Source organism: Oxalicibacterium sp., from assembly GCF_057353965.1.
Genome location: NZ_JBMQZD010000003.1, coordinates 202,176 through 219,027 on the forward strand (window position 1 = coordinate 202,176; position 16,852 = coordinate 219,027).

At 61.3% G+C, this 16,852-nt stretch carries 16 protein-coding genes; 6 read left to right on the top strand and 10 right to left on the bottom strand.

The window, feature by feature from the left end; all coding sequences use genetic code 11:
- Both ACO1VH_RS06065 and ACO1VH_RS06070 read left to right on the top strand, forming a co-directional pair.
- Window positions 1-390 (top strand): DUF4282 domain-containing protein, encoded by a 390-nt coding sequence (locus tag ACO1VH_RS06065; protein WP_486243462.1) that lies wholly within the window; start codon window positions 1-3, stop codon window positions 388-390.
- A complete protein-coding gene (locus tag ACO1VH_RS06070) occupies window positions 390-1,799 on the top strand; it encodes a sigma 54-interacting transcriptional regulator (RefSeq protein WP_486243626.1) in 1,410 nt (469 codons plus the stop codon). Before ACO1VH_RS06065 ends, ACO1VH_RS06070 begins: the two co-directional genes overlap by 1 nt.
- Before the next feature lie 165 nt (window positions 1,800-1,964).
- Here the strand turns inward: ACO1VH_RS06070 and rplS are convergent, their stop codons facing one another.
- The 4 genes from rplS to rpsP all read right to left on the bottom strand — a co-directional run bounded on the left by rplS (window position 1,965) and on the right by rpsP (window position 4,092).
- Window positions 1,965-2,348, bottom strand: a complete 384-nt coding sequence (gene rplS, locus ACO1VH_RS06075) for a 50S ribosomal protein L19 (RefSeq protein ID WP_486243464.1) — start codon at window positions 2,346-2,348, stop codon at window positions 1,965-1,967.
- Between the two features lie 134 nt (window positions 2,349-2,482).
- Window positions 2,483-3,232, bottom strand: a complete 750-nt coding sequence (gene trmD, locus ACO1VH_RS06080) for a tRNA (guanosine(37)-N1)-methyltransferase TrmD (RefSeq protein WP_486243466.1) — start codon at window positions 3,230-3,232, stop codon at window positions 2,483-2,485.
- A gap of 38 nt (window positions 3,233-3,270) precedes the next feature.
- The gene (rimM, locus tag ACO1VH_RS06085) at window positions 3,271-3,795 is read right to left on the bottom strand and encodes a ribosome maturation factor RimM (protein WP_486243468.1); all 525 of its coding nucleotides are present in this window, start codon (window positions 3,793-3,795) and stop codon (window positions 3,271-3,273) included.
- Between the two features lie 48 nt (window positions 3,796-3,843).
- Window positions 3,844-4,092, bottom strand: coding sequence for a 30S ribosomal protein S16 (rpsP, locus tag ACO1VH_RS06090; protein ID WP_486243628.1), 249 nt, complete (start codon window positions 4,090-4,092; stop codon window positions 3,844-3,846).
- 436 nt (window positions 4,093-4,528) lie between these two features.
- Here rpsP and ACO1VH_RS06095 point away from each other — a divergent pair, with 436 nt between their 5' ends.
- Together ACO1VH_RS06095 and ACO1VH_RS06100 are read left to right on the top strand one after the other, a co-directional pair.
- Window positions 4,529-5,992 carry an ammonium transporter gene (locus ACO1VH_RS06095; protein WP_486243470.1) on the top strand — a complete coding sequence of 488 codons (1,464 nt, stop codon included), beginning with the start codon at window positions 4,529-4,531 and terminating at the stop codon, window positions 5,990-5,992.
- Window positions 5,989-6,363 (top strand): hypothetical protein, encoded by a 375-nt coding sequence (locus ACO1VH_RS06100; RefSeq protein WP_486243472.1) that lies wholly within the window; start codon window positions 5,989-5,991, stop codon window positions 6,361-6,363. Before ACO1VH_RS06095 ends, ACO1VH_RS06100 begins: the two co-directional genes overlap by 4 nt.
- 6 nt (window positions 6,364-6,369) lie before the next feature.
- On the opposite strand, the gene ACO1VH_RS06105 is transcribed toward ACO1VH_RS06100, so the two are convergent.
- The 6 genes from ACO1VH_RS06105 to ugpQ all read right to left on the bottom strand — a co-directional run bounded on the left by ACO1VH_RS06105 (window position 6,370) and on the right by ugpQ (window position 14,167).
- Window positions 6,370-8,172 carry an acyl-CoA dehydrogenase gene (locus ACO1VH_RS06105; protein WP_486243474.1) on the bottom strand — a complete coding sequence of 601 codons (1,803 nt, stop codon included), beginning with the start codon at window positions 8,170-8,172 and terminating at the stop codon, window positions 6,370-6,372.
- A 132-nt stretch (window positions 8,173-8,304) separates the two neighbouring features.
- Entirely contained in the window at window positions 8,305-9,234 is a 930-nt protein-coding gene (locus ACO1VH_RS06110) for an electron transfer flavoprotein subunit alpha/FixB family protein (protein ID WP_486243476.1), read from the bottom strand.
- Between the two features lie 11 nt (window positions 9,235-9,245).
- Window positions 9,246-9,995 carry an electron transfer flavoprotein subunit beta/FixA family protein gene (locus ACO1VH_RS06115; RefSeq protein ID WP_188420084.1) on the bottom strand — a complete coding sequence of 250 codons (750 nt, stop codon included), beginning with the start codon at window positions 9,993-9,995 and terminating at the stop codon, window positions 9,246-9,248.
- A gap of 192 nt (window positions 9,996-10,187) precedes the next feature.
- On the bottom strand, window positions 10,188-10,415 hold the full coding sequence (locus ACO1VH_RS06120; RefSeq protein WP_486243479.1) for a sulfurtransferase TusA family protein: 228 nt from the start codon (window positions 10,413-10,415) through the stop codon (window positions 10,188-10,190).
- A gap of 185 nt (window positions 10,416-10,600) precedes the next feature.
- A complete protein-coding gene (alaS, locus tag ACO1VH_RS06125) occupies window positions 10,601-13,210 on the bottom strand; it encodes an alanine--tRNA ligase (RefSeq protein ID WP_486243481.1) in 2,610 nt (869 codons plus the stop codon).
- Window positions 13,211-13,384: 174 nt separating this feature from the next.
- The gene (gene ugpQ / locus ACO1VH_RS06130; protein ID WP_486243483.1) at window positions 13,385-14,167 is read right to left on the bottom strand and encodes a glycerophosphodiester phosphodiesterase; all 783 of its coding nucleotides are present in this window, start codon (window positions 14,165-14,167) and stop codon (window positions 13,385-13,387) included.
- A gap of 181 nt (window positions 14,168-14,348) precedes the next feature.
- Here ugpQ and ggt point away from each other — a divergent pair, with 181 nt between their 5' ends.
- Both ggt and ACO1VH_RS06140 read left to right on the top strand, forming a co-directional pair.
- Window positions 14,349-15,947 (top strand): gamma-glutamyltransferase, encoded by a 1,599-nt coding sequence (gene ggt, locus ACO1VH_RS06135; protein WP_486243484.1) that lies wholly within the window; start codon window positions 14,349-14,351, stop codon window positions 15,945-15,947.
- 143 nt (window positions 15,948-16,090) lie between these two features.
- The gene (locus ACO1VH_RS06140) at window positions 16,091-16,822 is read left to right on the top strand and encodes a YoaK family protein (protein ID WP_486243486.1); all 732 of its coding nucleotides are present in this window, start codon (window positions 16,091-16,093) and stop codon (window positions 16,820-16,822) included.
- The last annotated feature ends 30 nt before the right edge of the window (window positions 16,823-16,852 follow it).

Sequence of the window (16,852 nt, forward strand, 5' to 3'; positions counted from 1 at the left end):
ATGCAATCCTCTGATTCCGCCAGCAGATTTTTCCGCTATCTGAACATGGATGACCTGATCGCCCCCTTTCTGATCAGGTTGATCTATTGGGTCGGCTTCATCGCCATCATCGGCGCCGCATGCGGCATCCTGTTCAATTCGCCCGATACATCCGTCTCAGACAGCGCGCGCATATCGCTGACGATAGGCGCAACCTTACTCTCCCTGCTGCTATGGCGGCTGCTCAGCGAAATGCTGGTGCTCGCCTTCAATCTCCATTCACGGCTGATCGAAATTCGCGACCTGCTGTCGCATCGGCAGGGCATGGCGGAAGAGGAACAACATGCACCGCCGCCATTGTTCCTCCTGAAGAAACCCGCACCTCCCTTCGACGATCAAGGAACGGCATGATCAAGAACAAGCCTCCACAGGAAAATATCGACATCTACGTTTGGGAAGGCAAGTCCGATATTTTCGATCGCATTGCACGCTGCCTGGTCAGCGCCGATGTCGACGTCATTCGCGCCGACGGCATGGAGCCGTTGCCGGAGCAGGTGGCGCAATCGACATCGATCGCGATCATCTCGGTCACCGTCATCGACAGTTCCGGCTTCGATGCGCAGGATTGGCAGCGCACGCACGGCATGCCGGTCATCTGGGTCGCCGAAGCGCCGCGCGCCTACGATTCGCGCGTCTATCCGCCCGAGTATTCGCACATCCTGATGCTGGATTTCACCTGTGCGGAACTGCGGCGCCAGGTCTTCGCACTGGCAGGAGAGCTTCACCTGCACGGCAAATCGGCACAGGAGCGCGATCCGCTGATCGCCGAGTCCGACGTAATGAAAGCCTTGCTGAAAGAAGCGGAAACGTTTGCCGACTGTGATTCCAACGTACTGATCTCGGGCGAAACCGGCGTCGGCAAGGAACGCATTGCGCGACTGCTGCACGATCACCATAGTCATTACAGCAAGGGGCCATTCGTCGCCGTCAACTGCGGTGCCATTCCGGACGGTCTGTTCGAATCACATTTCTTCGGCCACGCTAAAGGCGCATTCACCGGCGCGATGCTGGCGCACAAGGGCTATTTCGAGCAGGCCGACGGCGGCACACTGTTCCTCGACGAGATCGGTGACCTGCCGCTGTACCAGCAGGTAAAACTGCTGCGCGTGCTGGAACAGAGCAAGGTCACGCGGCTGGGATCGGCAACAGAGATCAGCGTCGATTTCCGGCTAGTCGCTGCCACAAATCGCAACTTGCGCGAACTGGTGCGGCAGGAGATGTTCCGCTCCGACCTCTACTACCGAATGGCCGTCATCGAATTGCGCGTACCGAACCTGCAAGAGCGCGGTGAAACGGACAAGATTGCGATCTTCTCGCACATCGTGCAGCGCATGCTGGGCAGTCAGTCCGGCAGCGACAAGAATGGCGAGGCATCGTCGATCACCATCCCGGACTGGCTGATCCGCATGGTTGCGAACACGCGCTTCGTCGGTAATGTACGTGAGTTGCGCAACATCGCCGAACGCATCACGATCATCCATCGCCAGTTCGGCGACTGGAATCGCGATGCGATCGATCGCGTGTTCGTCGCCCTGCGCGAATTCCGCGACGAGTTGCAGGAAATCGAAAACGACGGTGCGCGCCGCAAATGGGACATGGCCGACCGTCAGCGCATCATCGAAGCGCTTGATGCACACAACTGGCGACGGCAGGATACGGCCAACCATTTGAAGATGAGCCGCAAGGTCTTGTGGGAAAAAATGCGCAAATTCCAGATCATCGACGGCGAGACGGCAGCAAAGGGCGATATCGATCCCTGATAGCACTTGTTGGGATCACAAGGCATGCCCTGCCCGCCACTTCTTCACTTGATCGATTGGCTGCACTCGCAGCCGAAAAAGAAAAACCCCGCCGAAGCGGGGTTTTCATGGAAACCGAAGAGCGTTTCCTGACGCAGACATCGGCCAGAAAACTGGCCCGATAAATTATTCTGCGTCTTTTGCAGCGGCGCGGCGGCTCGGCAGTTTTTCCTTGATACGTGCCGATTTGCCCGAACGATCGCGCAGGTAGTACAGCTTCGCGCGACGTACGTCACCGCGGCGCTTGACTTCGATCGACGCGATCAGCGGCGAGTACAGCTGGAACGTACGTTCCACGCCTTCACCCGACGAGATTTTGCGAACAATGAAGTTCGAGTTCAGACCACGGTTGCGACGCGAGATCACGACACCTTCGTATGCCTGTGCACGCTTGCGGGTGCCTTCGACCACATTGACGCTGACGATGACCGTATCACCCGGCGCAAAGTCGGGGATGTTCTTGCCGAGACGGGCGATTTCTTCCTGCTCGAGTTGCTGGATCAGATCCATTTTTCACTCCTGTAACCATCATGCCGGCGCTGCTTGCTGCTGATGCCCGGTAGAGGATGGGGTTTGCAAATTGCAGAGAACGGTTGCTCCCTGCACGATTGCCGCCACGGTTTGCCGTGACGGCGAATTCCTTGTTACTTCAGACTGCTCAAAAATTTTTCGTCGGCCCGCGTCAGCAATCCTGCCTCGCGTGCCTTGCCGATCAGATCGGGACGCTTCCTTGCGGTCGCTTCCAGCGACCGCTCTCGCCGCCACTTCTCGATCTCGGCATGGTTGCCGCCCATCAGGACCGTCGGCACCGCTTCGCCTTCGTGGACTTCCGGCCGCGTGTAGTGCGGGCAATCCAATAAGCCGTTGACGAAACTGTCTTCGACTGCAGAAGCATCGTCATTCAATACACCGGGCAACTGGCGGATCACTGCATCCATCAACGCCATCGCCGGCAACTCACCGCCGGAGAGAACGAAATCGCCAAGGCTGATTTCCTCATCCACGCAACGATCCAGGAACCGCTGATCCACCGCTTCGTAGCGGCCACACAGCAACACCAGCCCCGGTTCCGCTGCCAACTGCATCACGCGTTCATGCGTCAATGCCTTGCCTTGCGGCGACAGATAAATCACTTTCGGTATCGGCAACTCGGCGGCAATCTGCCTCGCCTTGGCTGCCTTTACCGCCGCTTCCAGCGGCTTGACCATCATCACCATGCCGGGACCGCCGCCATACGGCCGGTCATCGACGGTGCGATGCTTATCGGTCGTGAAATCGCGCGGATTCCACAGCGACAAGGAGCAACTCTTCTGCTCGAACGCGCGTCGCGTGATACCCGACTGCGTGATCGCCGTGAACATTTCCGGGAACAGCGTGACGACATCGAATTGCATCCCGCCCTACTCCTTGCTCCGGAATCCAGTCATGGGACTCAGTAATCGAGTTCCCAGTCCACCGTAATCTTCTTTGCCGTCTTGTCGACCGTGATGACGAACTGGTCGACGAACGGAATCAGCATTTCCTGCTGCTTGTCTTCCGTCGCGACCGCCGGCATCACCCGCAGAATCGGATGCGCGCCGTTGTCCATCATGTCATGCACGGAGCCCAGATGCCGGCCTTGCAGATTCTCGACTTCCAGGCCGATCAGATCGACCCAATAGAATTCGTTGTCCGACAATGCCGGGAAATGGCTGCGTGCGATTTGCACGGTAGCACCTTTCAGCGCCTCGGCGGCATCGCGATCGGCGACGCCCATCAGCTTTGCCACCACGTCGTCGGTATGCACGCGGGATTGCATGACTTCCACATCCCGCATGGCCGGCTTGTCCAGCCACCACGTGCGTGCGTGCAGCAATGCGTCCGCGTCTTCCGAATACGGCCTGATACGTACCCAGCCTTGCAGCCCGTACGCACCGGTAATGTGCCCGACCAGCACCAGATCGTCAGGAATTTTCATCCCCGAAGCTGCTCCCGATCAGACAAGCCTGAACAGCTATTGCTGCAATTAAGCAGCAGCTTTGCCGGCTTCGACCAGACGTGCGACGGTCGGCGACAGTTGGGCGCCAACACCTTGCCAGTACGACAGACGATCCTGAGCGATGCGAACGGTTTCTTCCTTGCCCGATGCAACCGGGTTGTAGAAGCCGATGCGCTCGATGAAACGACCATCGCGACGGTTGCGCGAATCGGTTGCAACGATGTTGTAGAACGGGCGCTTTTTGGCGCCGCCACGAGCTAAACGAATGACGACCATAATATTTCCGATATCGGGATTTTTAATCAATAAAACCGCCGAATCCTCGGATAACCACAGGGTTCGACGACGCCCATCGAATTGAACGACCAACCGGTGAAACATCGGCCAACCGTCGAAACGTGGGAAAAGCCGCAAATTATAGCCCGTACAGCCCTCCCCCTGCAACTTTCAGTAGTAGCACGCAGTGGCTTTTACTACTTTCAGTAGTATTTCGACCACCAATAGTTGCCAAAAATTTAACTCGCCAGCAACCCATATAGCTCCACCGCACGCCCACGCCCGCTGTACCACCTTTGTGCATGCGTCCCTAATCTGCGCAGGTCCAGTGCAATCGAACCGTTCCGGACACGGCCTGCCGCGCTTTCTTCCGGCTCCGCGCATGGCACGCATAGTGCTTTTGTGAAACACAAGACATCGCATCAAGGAAGCCTCCATGATCAACCGCTTTGCCGCGCCGCTGGCAATGGCCGCCCTGGCCGCCGCCTTGTTCCTCCCCTCCGCATTCGCCCAAAATGCATCGGATACATCGGATGCATCGGCTTCCGCCGACACTCCGGTTACAGCTCCACCCATCCTTGCCGCGCCGCCGATCGCCGATCCGGAAGCGCAGCCGGCCACCGTCGAACCGACCGCACCGCCAACGGAAGAAGAAGTGCTGACCCGGCCGATGCTGGTCGATGCCGCCAGGCTTAATCCCGGCGATACCGCCTGGATGCTGACTTCCACCGCACTGGTGCTGCTGATGACAATTCCCGGCTTGGCGCTGTTCTACGCCGGCATGGTGCGCAAGAAGAACGTGCTGGCGACGATGGCACAAAGCTTCGCCGTCACCTGCCTGGTCACCGTGCTGTGGGTCGCGATCGGCTACAGCCTCGCCTTCACGCCTGGCTCGGCCTACATTGGAGGACTGGACCGCGTACTGCTGGATGGCATGTCCTTCATGAAAGAAGCAGGCAAGGTGACCGTCAGCGAGATCGCGCCGACGATTCCGGAAAGCGTGTTTGTCATGTTCCAGATGACTTTCGCCATCATCACGCCGGCGCTGATCACTGGCGCCTTCGCCGAACGCATGAAGTTCTCGGCGCTGCTGATTTTCATGGCGCTGTGGTCCGTCTTCGTCTACGCACCGGTCGCGCATTGGGTGTGGGAGCCGGGCGGCTGGCTGGCCGGACGTGGCGTACTCGATTTCGCCGGCGGCACCGTGGTGCACATCAATGCCGGCGTTTCCGGCCTGATCGCCGCCGTCATCATCGGCCCGCGCACCGGCTTCGGCAAGGAGCCGATGCCACCGCACAACCTGGTGCTGACCGTGATCGGTGCCTGCCTGCTGTGGGTCGGCTGGTTCGGCTTCAATGCCGGTTCCGCCGTGGCGGCCGACGGCCGTGCCGGCATGGCGATGCTGGTCACGCAACTGGCCACCGCGGTCGCCGCGCTGGCATGGATGTTCGCCGAATGGCTGCGGCGCGGCAAACCCTCGGTGCTCGGCATGGTGTCCGGCGCGGTATCGGGCCTGGTCGCGATCACGCCAGCCTCCGGCTTTGTCGGCATCAACGGCGCGCTGGCGATCGGCGCAGCGGCCGGCATCGCCTGCTACTGGGGCGCGACGTCACTCAAATCCATGCTCGGCTACGACGATTCGCTGGACGTGTTTGGTGTGCATGCGATCGGCGGCATAGTCGGCGCGCTGCTGACCGGGGTGTTCGCGGCAAAGGAAATCGGCGGCGTAGAAAGTTCGTTCGGCAATCAGGCATTCGGTGTCGTCATGACGATTGCCTTCTCCACCGTGATGACCGCCATCATCCTCGGTATCGTCAAGGCCCTAGTCGGCCTGCGCGTGACGGAAGAAGCCGAGCGCGACGGCCTCGATCTGGAACAGCATGGTGAGCACGTACTATGAGCGACGAACACCACACACGTGCCGAACAGGAGAATCACGCCTTCGCATTGATGGGGCGGCTGCACGTCACGCTGCGCCGCCACACCGGTCGCGTGACCGACATCGAGTACATGCGCATCGATCCCGACTACTGCCGCCACGTGCTGGAAATGACCGCCGGTTCGGACAATGCGGGCTTGCGTGAACTGAGCGCCAAGCTGCAGGACATCTTCTTCGGCGGTGAAGGTTTATTCACGCAGCAGGCACCGCGGCAACCGCTATTGTCGCGACTAGCGGAGACGCCGCCCGCGCCCCAACCGCAACAGTCGGCCAAGCCTTCTTCCGACACCGATGACGATGTCGATCGCGGCTATATCGGCCGGCTGCGTTGAAAGTCGTCAGAACTGATCTTCTTCCAACGCCAGCATCCCCGCATTGCCGCTGACAATCGCGCTGCTATAACCGGCCGCCTGCGACAAGAAATGATCGGCAAAGAAACGCGCGGTCGCCAGCTTGGTGCGGTAAAAGGTTGCGTCGCCGTCGCCCTGTTTCAATTTCTGCCGCGCGATCAACGCAGCACGCGCCATCTGCCAGCCGCCGAGCACAATGCCCGCCAGTTTCAGATACGGCACGCTGCCGGCGAATACGCCCTTGATGTCGGATTGCACATTGGCAACGGCATAGTCCACGACGTCTTCCAGCGCCTGCGCCGCCGCAGTCAACTGCGCATGGATCGCAGCGAAATCTTCCGCGCCGTCCTCCGATGATGCTTCCAGCAATTCGTTTGCCGTACGCATCACGTCGGCAACGATTGCCTTCGCTACCGCACCGCCGTCGCGCACCGTCTTGCGGCCGACCAGATCGTTGGCCTGGATCGCGGTCGTGCCTTCATAGATCGTCAGAATGCGGGCATCGCGGTAGAACTGCGCAGCGCCCGTCTCTTCGATGAAGCCCATGCCGCCGTGAATCTGCACGCCGGTCGAAGCGACGTCGATCGCCATCTCGGTCGACCAGCCCTTGATGACCGGCACCATGAATTCGTAAACCGCTTCGTTCGCCGCGCGCACGTCAGCATCCGGATGATGATGCGCGATGTCGGCTTTCGCCGCCGCCACGTAGGCCAGCGCGCGCGCCGCCTCGATCTGCGCCTTCATCGACATCAGCATGCGCCGCACGTCCGGCTGGTGGATGATGGACACCGCCGTTGCCGAGCCTTCGAGATCCTTCGACTGCACACGCTCTTTCGCGTACTGCACCGCTTTCTGATACGCACGCTCGGCCAACCCGATGCCCTGCACGCCGACCGCGAAGCGCGCCGCATTCATCATCACGAACATCGTTTCCAGGCCGCGATTTTCCTCACCGACCAATGTACCGATCGCACCGCCATGGTCACCGAACTGCAGCATCGCCGTCGGACTGGCCTTGATGCCGAGCTTGTGTTCGATCGAGATGCATTGCACGTCGTTGCGCTCGCCGAGCGAACCGTCGGTGTTCACCAGATATTTCGGCACGAGAAACAACGAGATGCCCTTCACGCCTTCCGGCGCATTGGGCAAACGTGCGAGCACCAGATGCACGATGTTCTCGGCCATGTCGTGCTCGCCGTAGGTGATGAAGATCTTGGTGCCGAAGATACGATAGGTGCCGTCGCCCTGCGGTTCCGCGCGTGAACGCACCATCGCCAGGTCGGAACCGGCCTGCGGTTCGGTCAGGTTCATCGTACCTGTCCATTTGCCGGCGACGAAGTTGGGCAGGAAGCGCTGCTTCTGTTCGTCGGAACCCGCCGTCATCAAGGCCTCGATCGCACCATCGGTCAGCAGCGGACACAAGGCAAACGACAGGTTGGCCGCATTCAGCATTTCCATGCACGGCGTCGCCACCAGCTTGGGCAAACCCTGCCCGCCGAATTCCGCCGGATGCTGCACGCCCTGCCAGCCGGCTTGCGCAAACGCATGGAAGGCATCCGCGAAACCAGGCGTCGTCTTCACTTTGCCGTCCTTCCATATGCTCGGTTTCTCATCGCCGATGCGGTTCAGTGGCGCGATGACTTCTTCGCAGAAGCGCGCGTTTTCTTCCAGCACCGCCTCTACCGTTTCCGGCGTCGCATCCTCGCAGCCGGGCAAGGCATTGACGGCCGGCAGATCGGCCAACTCGTTCAACACGAACAGCATGTCCTTCAACGGCGCGGCGTAACTCATGCAGACTCCTGAAATGGAAAACGGACGGGACGGTGACGATTGCAGTGTGCCAGAAAGCCTCCAGCCGCTACAACCGTCGCCGCCCCGCCCGTTCGTTTGAATCAAGCGGAACGCAGCTCAACGTCTAAAACGTCAGCCCAGTTCCTTCACCAGTGCAGGCACGACTTCGAACAAATCGCCGACGATGCCGTAATCAGCCACCGAGAAGATCGGCGCTTCCGCATCCTTGTTGATGGCGACGATGGTCTTCGAATCCTTCATGCCGGCCAGATGCTGGATCGCACCGGAAATGCCGACGGCGATGTACAGATCGGGCGCGACGATCTTGCCGGTCTGGCCGACCTGCCAGTCGTTCGGCACGAAGCCGGCATCGACGGCCGCGCGCGAGGCACCCATCGCCGCGCCCAGCCTGTCGGCCAGCGGTTCGAGGATCTTGAAGTTTTCTTCCGAGCCGAGACCGCGGCCGCCGGAGACGACGACCTTGGCCGCCGTCAGTTCCGGACGCGCCGACGTCGCGATCTCACGCGAGACGAACGACGACTTGCCGGAATCGGCAACTGCCGTCACGTTCTCGACCGCAGCGGAACCGCCTTCGGCAGGCGAATCGAATGCCGTGGTACGCACGGTGATCACCTTCACCGCATCCGACGACTGCACGGTCGCGATCGCGTTGCCGGCATAGAACGGACGCTCGAAGGTATCAGGCGATACCACCTTGGTGATTTCGGAAACCTGCGCGACGTCCAGCTTGGCAGCCACGCGCGGCAGGATGTTCTTGCCGTAGGCGGTGGCAGGCGCCAGGATGTGCGAGTAGTTCGATGCCAGCGCCAGCGCCTGCGCAGCGACGTTCTCGGCCAGGCCGTCGGCAAACTGCGGGCCTTCTGCGACGAGGACCTTGGCAACGCCGGCGATTTTCGCAGCGGCTTGCGCAGCGGCACCGGCGTTGTTGCCGGCGACGAGGACATGGACGTCGCCGCCGCATTGCGCGGCAGCGGTGATCGTGTGCAGCGTGCTGCCCTTCAGGGAAGCGTTGTCGTGTTCTGCAATGACGAGTGCGGTCATGATGTGATCCCTTAGATGACTTTGGCTTCGTTTTTCAGCTTGTCGACCAGCGTGGCGACATCCGGCACGATGATGCCGGCGGAACGTTTCGGCGGTTCGCTGACCTTCAGCGTCTTCAGGCGCGGCGTGACGTCGACGCCCAGATCGGCCGGCTTGAAATTGTCCAGCTGCTTTTTCTTCGCCTTCATGATGTTCGGCAGCGTCACGTAACGCGGCTCGTTCAGGCGCAGGTCGGTGGTGACAATGGCCGGCAGCGACAGTTGCACGGTTTCCAGGCCGCCGTCGACTTCACGCGTGACCTTCACCTTGTCGCCGTCGACTTCCACTTTCGACGCATAGGTCGCTTGCGGCCAGTCCAGCAGCGCAGCCAGCATCTGGCCGGTCTGGTTGGCGTCGTCGTCGATCGCCTGCTTGCCGAGGATGATCAGTTGCGGCTGTTCCTTGTCGGCAACGGCCTTCAACAGCTTGGCCACGGCCAGCGGCTGCAATTCGACGTCGGTCTCGACCAGCACGGCGCGGTCGGCGCCGATCGCCATCGCAGTACGCAGCGTTTCCTGCGATTGCAGCACGCCGCACGAGACGGCGATGATTTCCGTTGCCTTGCCGGCTTCCTTCAGACGCACCGCCTCTTCCACGGCGATCTCGTCGAACGGGTTCATCGACATCTTCACGTTGGCGATATCCACGCCGGACTGGTCCGATTTGACGCGTACCTTGACGTTGTAATCGACGACGCGTTTGACTGGCACCAATACTTTCATCACTTTTCCCTTGAAAAAGTCACCAAATTGCAAAAATCAACGCAGGATTATAGCGGAAGCACGCTTTTCGCCGGCCTCGCCCCACGGCAAGGCCTTGCGAACATCGGGAGCGGGTACGGGGAAACAAGCGCGCACTGCGCGGGGGAAGCGCCGGCGATGTGCCTGGCGCGGTACTGCGATGAACGACCGGGATTACTTGCGCTTCATGAAGAAGACGAAGACGTCGCCGTCCTTGTCCTGCTGCACCAGCTCGTTGCCGGTCTGCCTGGCAAACGCCTGGAAATCGCGCACCGAACCCGGATCGGTTGCCTGTACGCGCAATACTTCGCCACTCGACATTTCCGCCAGCGCCTTCTTCGTCTTCAGAATCGGCAGCGGACAGTTCAAACCTCGTGCATCGAGGTCCTTGATAAAGTCCATGGTTGTGTATCCACCTCAGTACTATCAAAGGGGCGATTCTACCCTCAATCGTTGCACGGTGACGGTATCGCGCCGATGTGTTGTCTCCGATTTAACAATTGATTGCAGTCGCGGCAACACTGCATGGCATGCACCAATGAAAACGGCGGACACCCGGCCCGCCGTTTTACAAGTACGGATCAAACTCAAACGCGCTCGGCCACCCAGCCCTGCACGGAAGCCAGCGCCGCCGGCAATGCCGCCGCGTCGGTACCGCCCGCCATCGCCATGTCCGGCTTGCCGCCGCCCTTGCCGCCGACCTGCTGCGCGACGAAGTTGACGAGTTCGCCGGCCTTGACCTTGCCCATCGCATCGGCCGTCACACCGGCCGCGATCTGCACCTTGGCACCGTCGACCGCCGCCAGCACGATGGCTGCGCTCTTGAGCTTGTCCTTCAGCTTGTCCATCGTATCGCGCAAGGTTTTCGCATCGGCACCGTCCAGCTTGGCAGCCAGCACCTTCAAACCCTTGACGTCGATCGCCTGCGTGACCAGTTCATCGCCCTGCGACGAAGCCAGCTTGCCTTTCAGCGTGCCGACTTCGCGTTCCAGCGCCTTCATCTGATCCAGCACCTGCGCCAGACGCGCCTGCAGTTCCGTCGCCGGCGACTTCAGCGTTGCCGCCGCGCTATGCACCGTCGACTCCAGATCCTGCAGATAGCCCAGCGCATTGGCACCGGTGATCGCTTCGATACGGCGCACACCAGCGGCAACGCCGCTTTCGCCGACGACCTTGAACAGGCCGATATCGCCGGTGCGCGACACGTGCGTGCCGCCGCAGAATTCGCGGCTGGTGCCGATGTCCAGCACACGCACGGTCTCGCCGTATTTCTCGCCGAACAGCATCACTGCGCCAGTCTGCTGCGCCGATTCGATATCCATCACGCGTGCCTGCGTGTCGGTATTCGCCAGGATTTCCGCATTCACGCGTTTTTCGATTTCGAGAATCTGCTCATGCGTGACCGGCGCGTTGTGCGCGAAGTCGAAGCGGGTCTTGTCGGCATCGACCAGCGAGCCCTTCTGCTGCACGTGGCTGCCCAGCACTTCGCGCAGCGCCTTGTGCATGATGTGCGTGACCGAGTGGTTGCGCATGGTCGCCGCGCGGCGCGCGCCGTCGACCGCCGCCTTCACCTTGTCGCCGACCTTCAGCGTGCCTTGCGTCTGCACACCGTGATGGCCGTAGACGTCCGACTTGATCTTCTGCGTGTCTTCCACGCCGAACTGCACACCCTCGGCAGCGATCACGCCCTGATCGCCGACCTGGCCGCCGCTTTCCGCGTAGAACGGCGTCGTATCCAGCACGACGATGCCGCTCTGGCCCTGCTTCAATTCGTTGACGGCCGTGCCTTCGAAGTACAGGCCGACCACCGTCGCCTGCTCTTCCAGATGTTCGTAGCCGGTGAAGACGTTACCTGCGCCGGTGTATTCAACAGCGCGCTCCATCTTGAACTTGCCGGCGGCGCGGCCTGCGGCTTTCTGCTTTTCCATCGCCGCATTGAAGCCGGCTTCATCGACGGTCACATTACGTTCGCGGCAGATGTCAGCCGACAGGTCCAGCGGGAAGCCGAAAGTATCGTGCAGCTTGAACGCCACGTCGCCCGGCAGCACTTTCACGCCGTTCGCCAATGCCGTATCCAGGATTTCCATGCCGTTGGCCAGCGTTTCGAAGAAGCGTTCCTCCTCCGCCTTCAGCACTTCGGTGATGCGGTCCGCATCGGCCTTCAGCTTCGGATAGGCGTCGCCCATCTGTTCGACCAGATCCTTCACCAGCTTGTGGAAGAACGGTTTCTTCTGGCCCAGCTTGTAGCCGTGGCGGATCGCGCGGCGCACGATGCGGCGCTGCACGTAGCCGCGGCCTTCGTTCGACGGAATCACGCCGTCGGCGACGAGGAAGGACGTCGCGCGGATGTGATCGGCGATCACCTTCAGCGAGTTGTTGTCGAGATCGGCCGTATTGGTTTCACGGCCAGCCGCCTTGATCAGCGCCTCGAAGGTATCGATCTCGTAGTTGCTGTGCACGCCCTGCAGGATTGCGGCCAGACGCTCCAGCCCCATGCCGGTATCGACGCACGGCGCCGGCAGCGGCTTGACCGAGCCGTCCTCGGCCATGTCGAACTGCATGAAGACGTGGTTCCAGATTTCGATGAAACGGTCGCCGTCTTCGTCCGGGCTGCCCGGAGGACCGCCGGCGATATGCGGGCCGTGGTCGTAGAAGATTTCGGAGCACGGGCCGCAAGGGCCGGTATCGGCCATCATCCAGAAGTTGTCGCTCTTGTACTTGCCGCCCTTGTTGTCGCCGATGCGGATCACGCGCTCCGGCGGCAGGCCGATGATCTTGGTCCAGATGTCGAAGGCTTCGTCATCTTCGTGATAGACAGTCGCCAGCAGTTTTTCCGGCGGCAGGCCGTAGACTTTCGTCAGCAGCTCCCAGCCCCACTGAATCGATTCCTGCTTGAAGTAGTCGCCAAAGGACCAGTTGCCCAGCATCTCGAAGAACGTATGGTGGCGCGCCGTGTAGCCGACGTTTTCCAGATCGTTGTGCTTGCCGCCGGCACGCAGGCAGGCCTGCACCGAAGCCGCGCGCACGTAGGGGCGTTTGTCTGTGCCGAGGAAGACGTCCTTGAACTGCACCATCCCCGAGTTGGTGAACATCAGCGTCGGATCGTTGCCCGGCACCAAGGGGCTGGATGCGACGACCGTATGGCCTTTCGACTCGAAGAACTTCAGGAATTTTTCGCGGATTTCGGACGATTTCATGTTGGTGAAAATGGAGTGGCCGGTTGGCTGGGAAACCGCAAATTATACGTGATAAGCGCCCAATGCCCCTGCCCCCGTCAGGGTCGGAAATGCGGAAAAAACCACGAAAACCGGGACGTTTCTCGCTTCCGGCAGTCGGAGCGCGGCATTCTGCCGCATCCCGCCACATTCGGCTTATTTGACCGTCGCCGCCACGCCGGCGAATTGCGGCCCGATCAGGTCGATGCGATCGGTGCAGAAACCGTCCACGCCCCACGCCATGATTTCCGTCGCCCGCACCGGATCGTTGACCGTGTAGCAGAACAGGCCGAAGCCGGCTTCCTTGACGGCGCGTGCCAACGGCGGCGTCAGGAACTGGTGATTGGTCATCAGCGCAATTGCGTTCAACGCATGCAGGCGCTCCGACCAGTCCGGCGCAATCTCGCGCATCAGCAGGCCGCGCGGAATCTCCGGCGCTGCCAGCTTCGCCGCCTGCAATGCCTCGAACGAAAATGAAGACAACAACGGCAACGCCGCCGGCTGGTAATTCATCGCCGGATCCAGCAGATGCGCGAACAGTTTGCGCGTGGTTTCCGCCACCACCCAGCCGGTGCGCTCCTCGAACCCCGGCACCGGCTTGATCTCGATATCCATCCAGATGCCGTGCTGCATGCAGAACGTCGCCACCTGCTCGAAGGTCGGCACCGGCTCGCCTTCGAATTCCTCGCCGAACCAGGCACCGGCATCGCGCGCCGCCAGTTCGCGCGCGGTGAAATCGGCAATGCTGCCTTCGCCCGCTACCGTGCGGCCAAGCTGCGGATCGTGCATGACGACCGGCACGCCATCCTTCGCCAGCATCACGTCGAACTCCACCGCGCGGAAGCCATGGTTCAGCCCGCAGCGCATCGCCGCAATCGTGTTCTCCGGCGCCAGCGTGCCGCCACCGCGATGCGCGACGATTTTCGGATAAGGCCACATGCTCGTTCTCCCGTTGGAAATTCCCGACCGTATTGGCGCAGTGTAGCCGACGCACCGTCGCTTGCGGCACGGCCAATTGCCAGTGAATGCAATGAGAGACAGCTGCGGATCGGCGACAGATCGACAACGCGCCACAGAACGCTAGAATGTCCCTCAACCAATCCATTCACCGGAATACCTCATGCACGCATTCGACTGGAGCAACCGTTACCCATCCATCCGCCAGCCGCTGTTCGCGCGCAACGCCGTCGCCACCTCGCAGCCGCTGGCCGCACAGGCCGGCCTGCGCATGCTGCTCAAAGGCGGCAATGCCATCGATGCCGCCATTGCCGCCGCCGCTGCACTGGTCGTCGTCGAACCGGTTTCCTGCGGGCTCGGCAGCGATGCCTTCGCGCTGGTATGGGACGGCAAAGAACTGCACGGGCTGAACAGCTCCGGCTGCGCGCCCGCCGCGTGGACGCCGGATTACTTCAAGCAGAAGCACAACAACCTGATTCCCGAACGCGGCTGGGATGCCGTCACCGTGCCGGGCGCGATCGCCGCCTGGGCCGCGCTGTCCGACAAGTTCGGCAAGCTGCCCTTCGCCGATCTGCTGGAACCTGCAATCGATCTCGCCGAGCGCGGCTACATGGTTTCGCCGGTCGTGCAGAAGAAATGGACCAACGCGATCCCCATCCTGCAGAACCAGCCCGGCTTCGCGCAGACCTTCATGCCGCACGGCCGCGCGCCGCATATCGGCGAGAACTTCGTCTTCGCCGATGCCGCCAAATCGCTGAAGAAGATTGCGGAAACGAAAGGCGAAGCCTTCTACCGCGGCGAACTGGCCACCGCCGTCGCCAGACATGCAAAAGAGAACGGCGGCGCGATGACCGAAGCCGATCTCGCAGCCTTCGCGCCGGAATGGGTGCAGCCGATCAGCAAGGATTACGCCGGCCACACCGTGCATGAAATTCCGCCGAACGGCCAGGGCATTGCCGCGCTGATGGCGCTCGGCATCATCGACAAGCTCGACATCACGCGCTTCCCCGCCGATTCGGTCGAAAGCCGCCACCTGCAGATCGAAGCGATGAAACTTGCCTTCGCCGACGTCTACAAATACGTCGCCGACGAACGCTACATGACGAACGTCACCGCCGCCGACCTGCTGGACGATGCCTATCTGGCCGAACGCGCCAAGCTCATCGATCTGCAGAAAGCCACGCGCTTCATGTACGGCGCACCGAAAGGCGGCACCATCTACCTGACCGCCGCCGACGAATCCGGCATGATGGTCAGCTTCATCCAGTCCAACTACATGGGCTTCGGCTCCGGCGTCGTCGTGCCCGGCACCGGCATCAGCCTGCAGAACCGCGGCCACGGTTTCAACACCAGTCTCACGCATCCGAACTGCGTCGCGCCCGGCAAGCGCCCCTTCCACACCATCATCCCCGGCTTCCTCACGAAGAACGGCCAGCCGCAAATGAGCTTCGGCGTCATGGGCGGCAACATGCAGCCGCAAGGCCACGTGCAGGCGCTGGTGCGCATGCTCGCCTACAACCAGCAGCCGCAAGCTGCCTGCGACGCGCCGCGTTGGAAAGTCAACGCCGGCATGTCGGTCGACGTTGAGGATACGTTCGCGCCGGAGGTGACGGCGGCACTGGTCGCACGCGGCCACAAGATCGAAAACATCGCCGACAGCTACTTCATGGATTTCGGCTCCGGCCAGTTCATCTGGAAGACGGCGGACGGCTACATCGCCGCCAGCGATCCGCGTCGCGACGGACAGGCGGTGGGCTACTGAGAAGCCCGTTCGCGCTTGCCTCCGAAAGCGGCACGTATCTTGCACGGAACAGATGGGCGGATCAGATCAGATGGGTTGATATTTCGCACGCCCGTAACTTTCGTGTCGTAGCATGCAGATGTCGGCAACAATTTGGAGAATGAATGAAGCGCAGCGAAGTACGTCACAAGGTCCAGAACATCAGCCTGGGTTTTCTCGCGGGCTATGTAGATACGCTGGGATTCGTCGCGCTGTTCGGGCTGTTCGTCGGCCACATTACCGGCAACTTCGTGCTGATCGGCGCGGAAATGGCCCAGCCGCAAGGCGGCCCGCTGCTGATGAAATTCCTCGCCTTCCCTGCCTACATCCTCGGCGTGGCCGTTGCGCGGCTGCAGATCGCCTCGCTCGTCAAGCATGGCCACCATGCGCTGGTTTCCGCCTACGTGCTGCAGATCCTGCTGCTGTGCCTGTTCATGATCCTCGGCACCATGGCCGAACCGATCGGCCCCGTGCCCACGCTGCATTCCGAACTGGCCGGCATGGCCGGCGCACTGGCAATGGGCACGCACAGCGCCTGCAGCCGCCTGCTGCTGTCGCATCAGGCTCCCACCGCGATGATGACGGGTAACGTCACCCAGCTCGTCATCGACGCCACCGACTGGCTGCGCGGCGCCGCCGATGAACGCATCAAGGAACGCTGCATCAAGATTCTGTGGCCGGTGGTCGCCTTCGGCTTCGGCGCCGTCGTGGCTGCGTTTTCCTATCAGTTCATCCGCTTCTACGCACTGATCGTGCCGATCGGCATCCTGCTCTACCTGTGCTATCTCGAGCGCGGCGCGATCAAGAAGCTGCAAAAGAATGCGTCGGTATCGCACGTCGACCCGTCATCACGCTGATCTCCTGCGTTGAGATCCTGCGCCGATTTC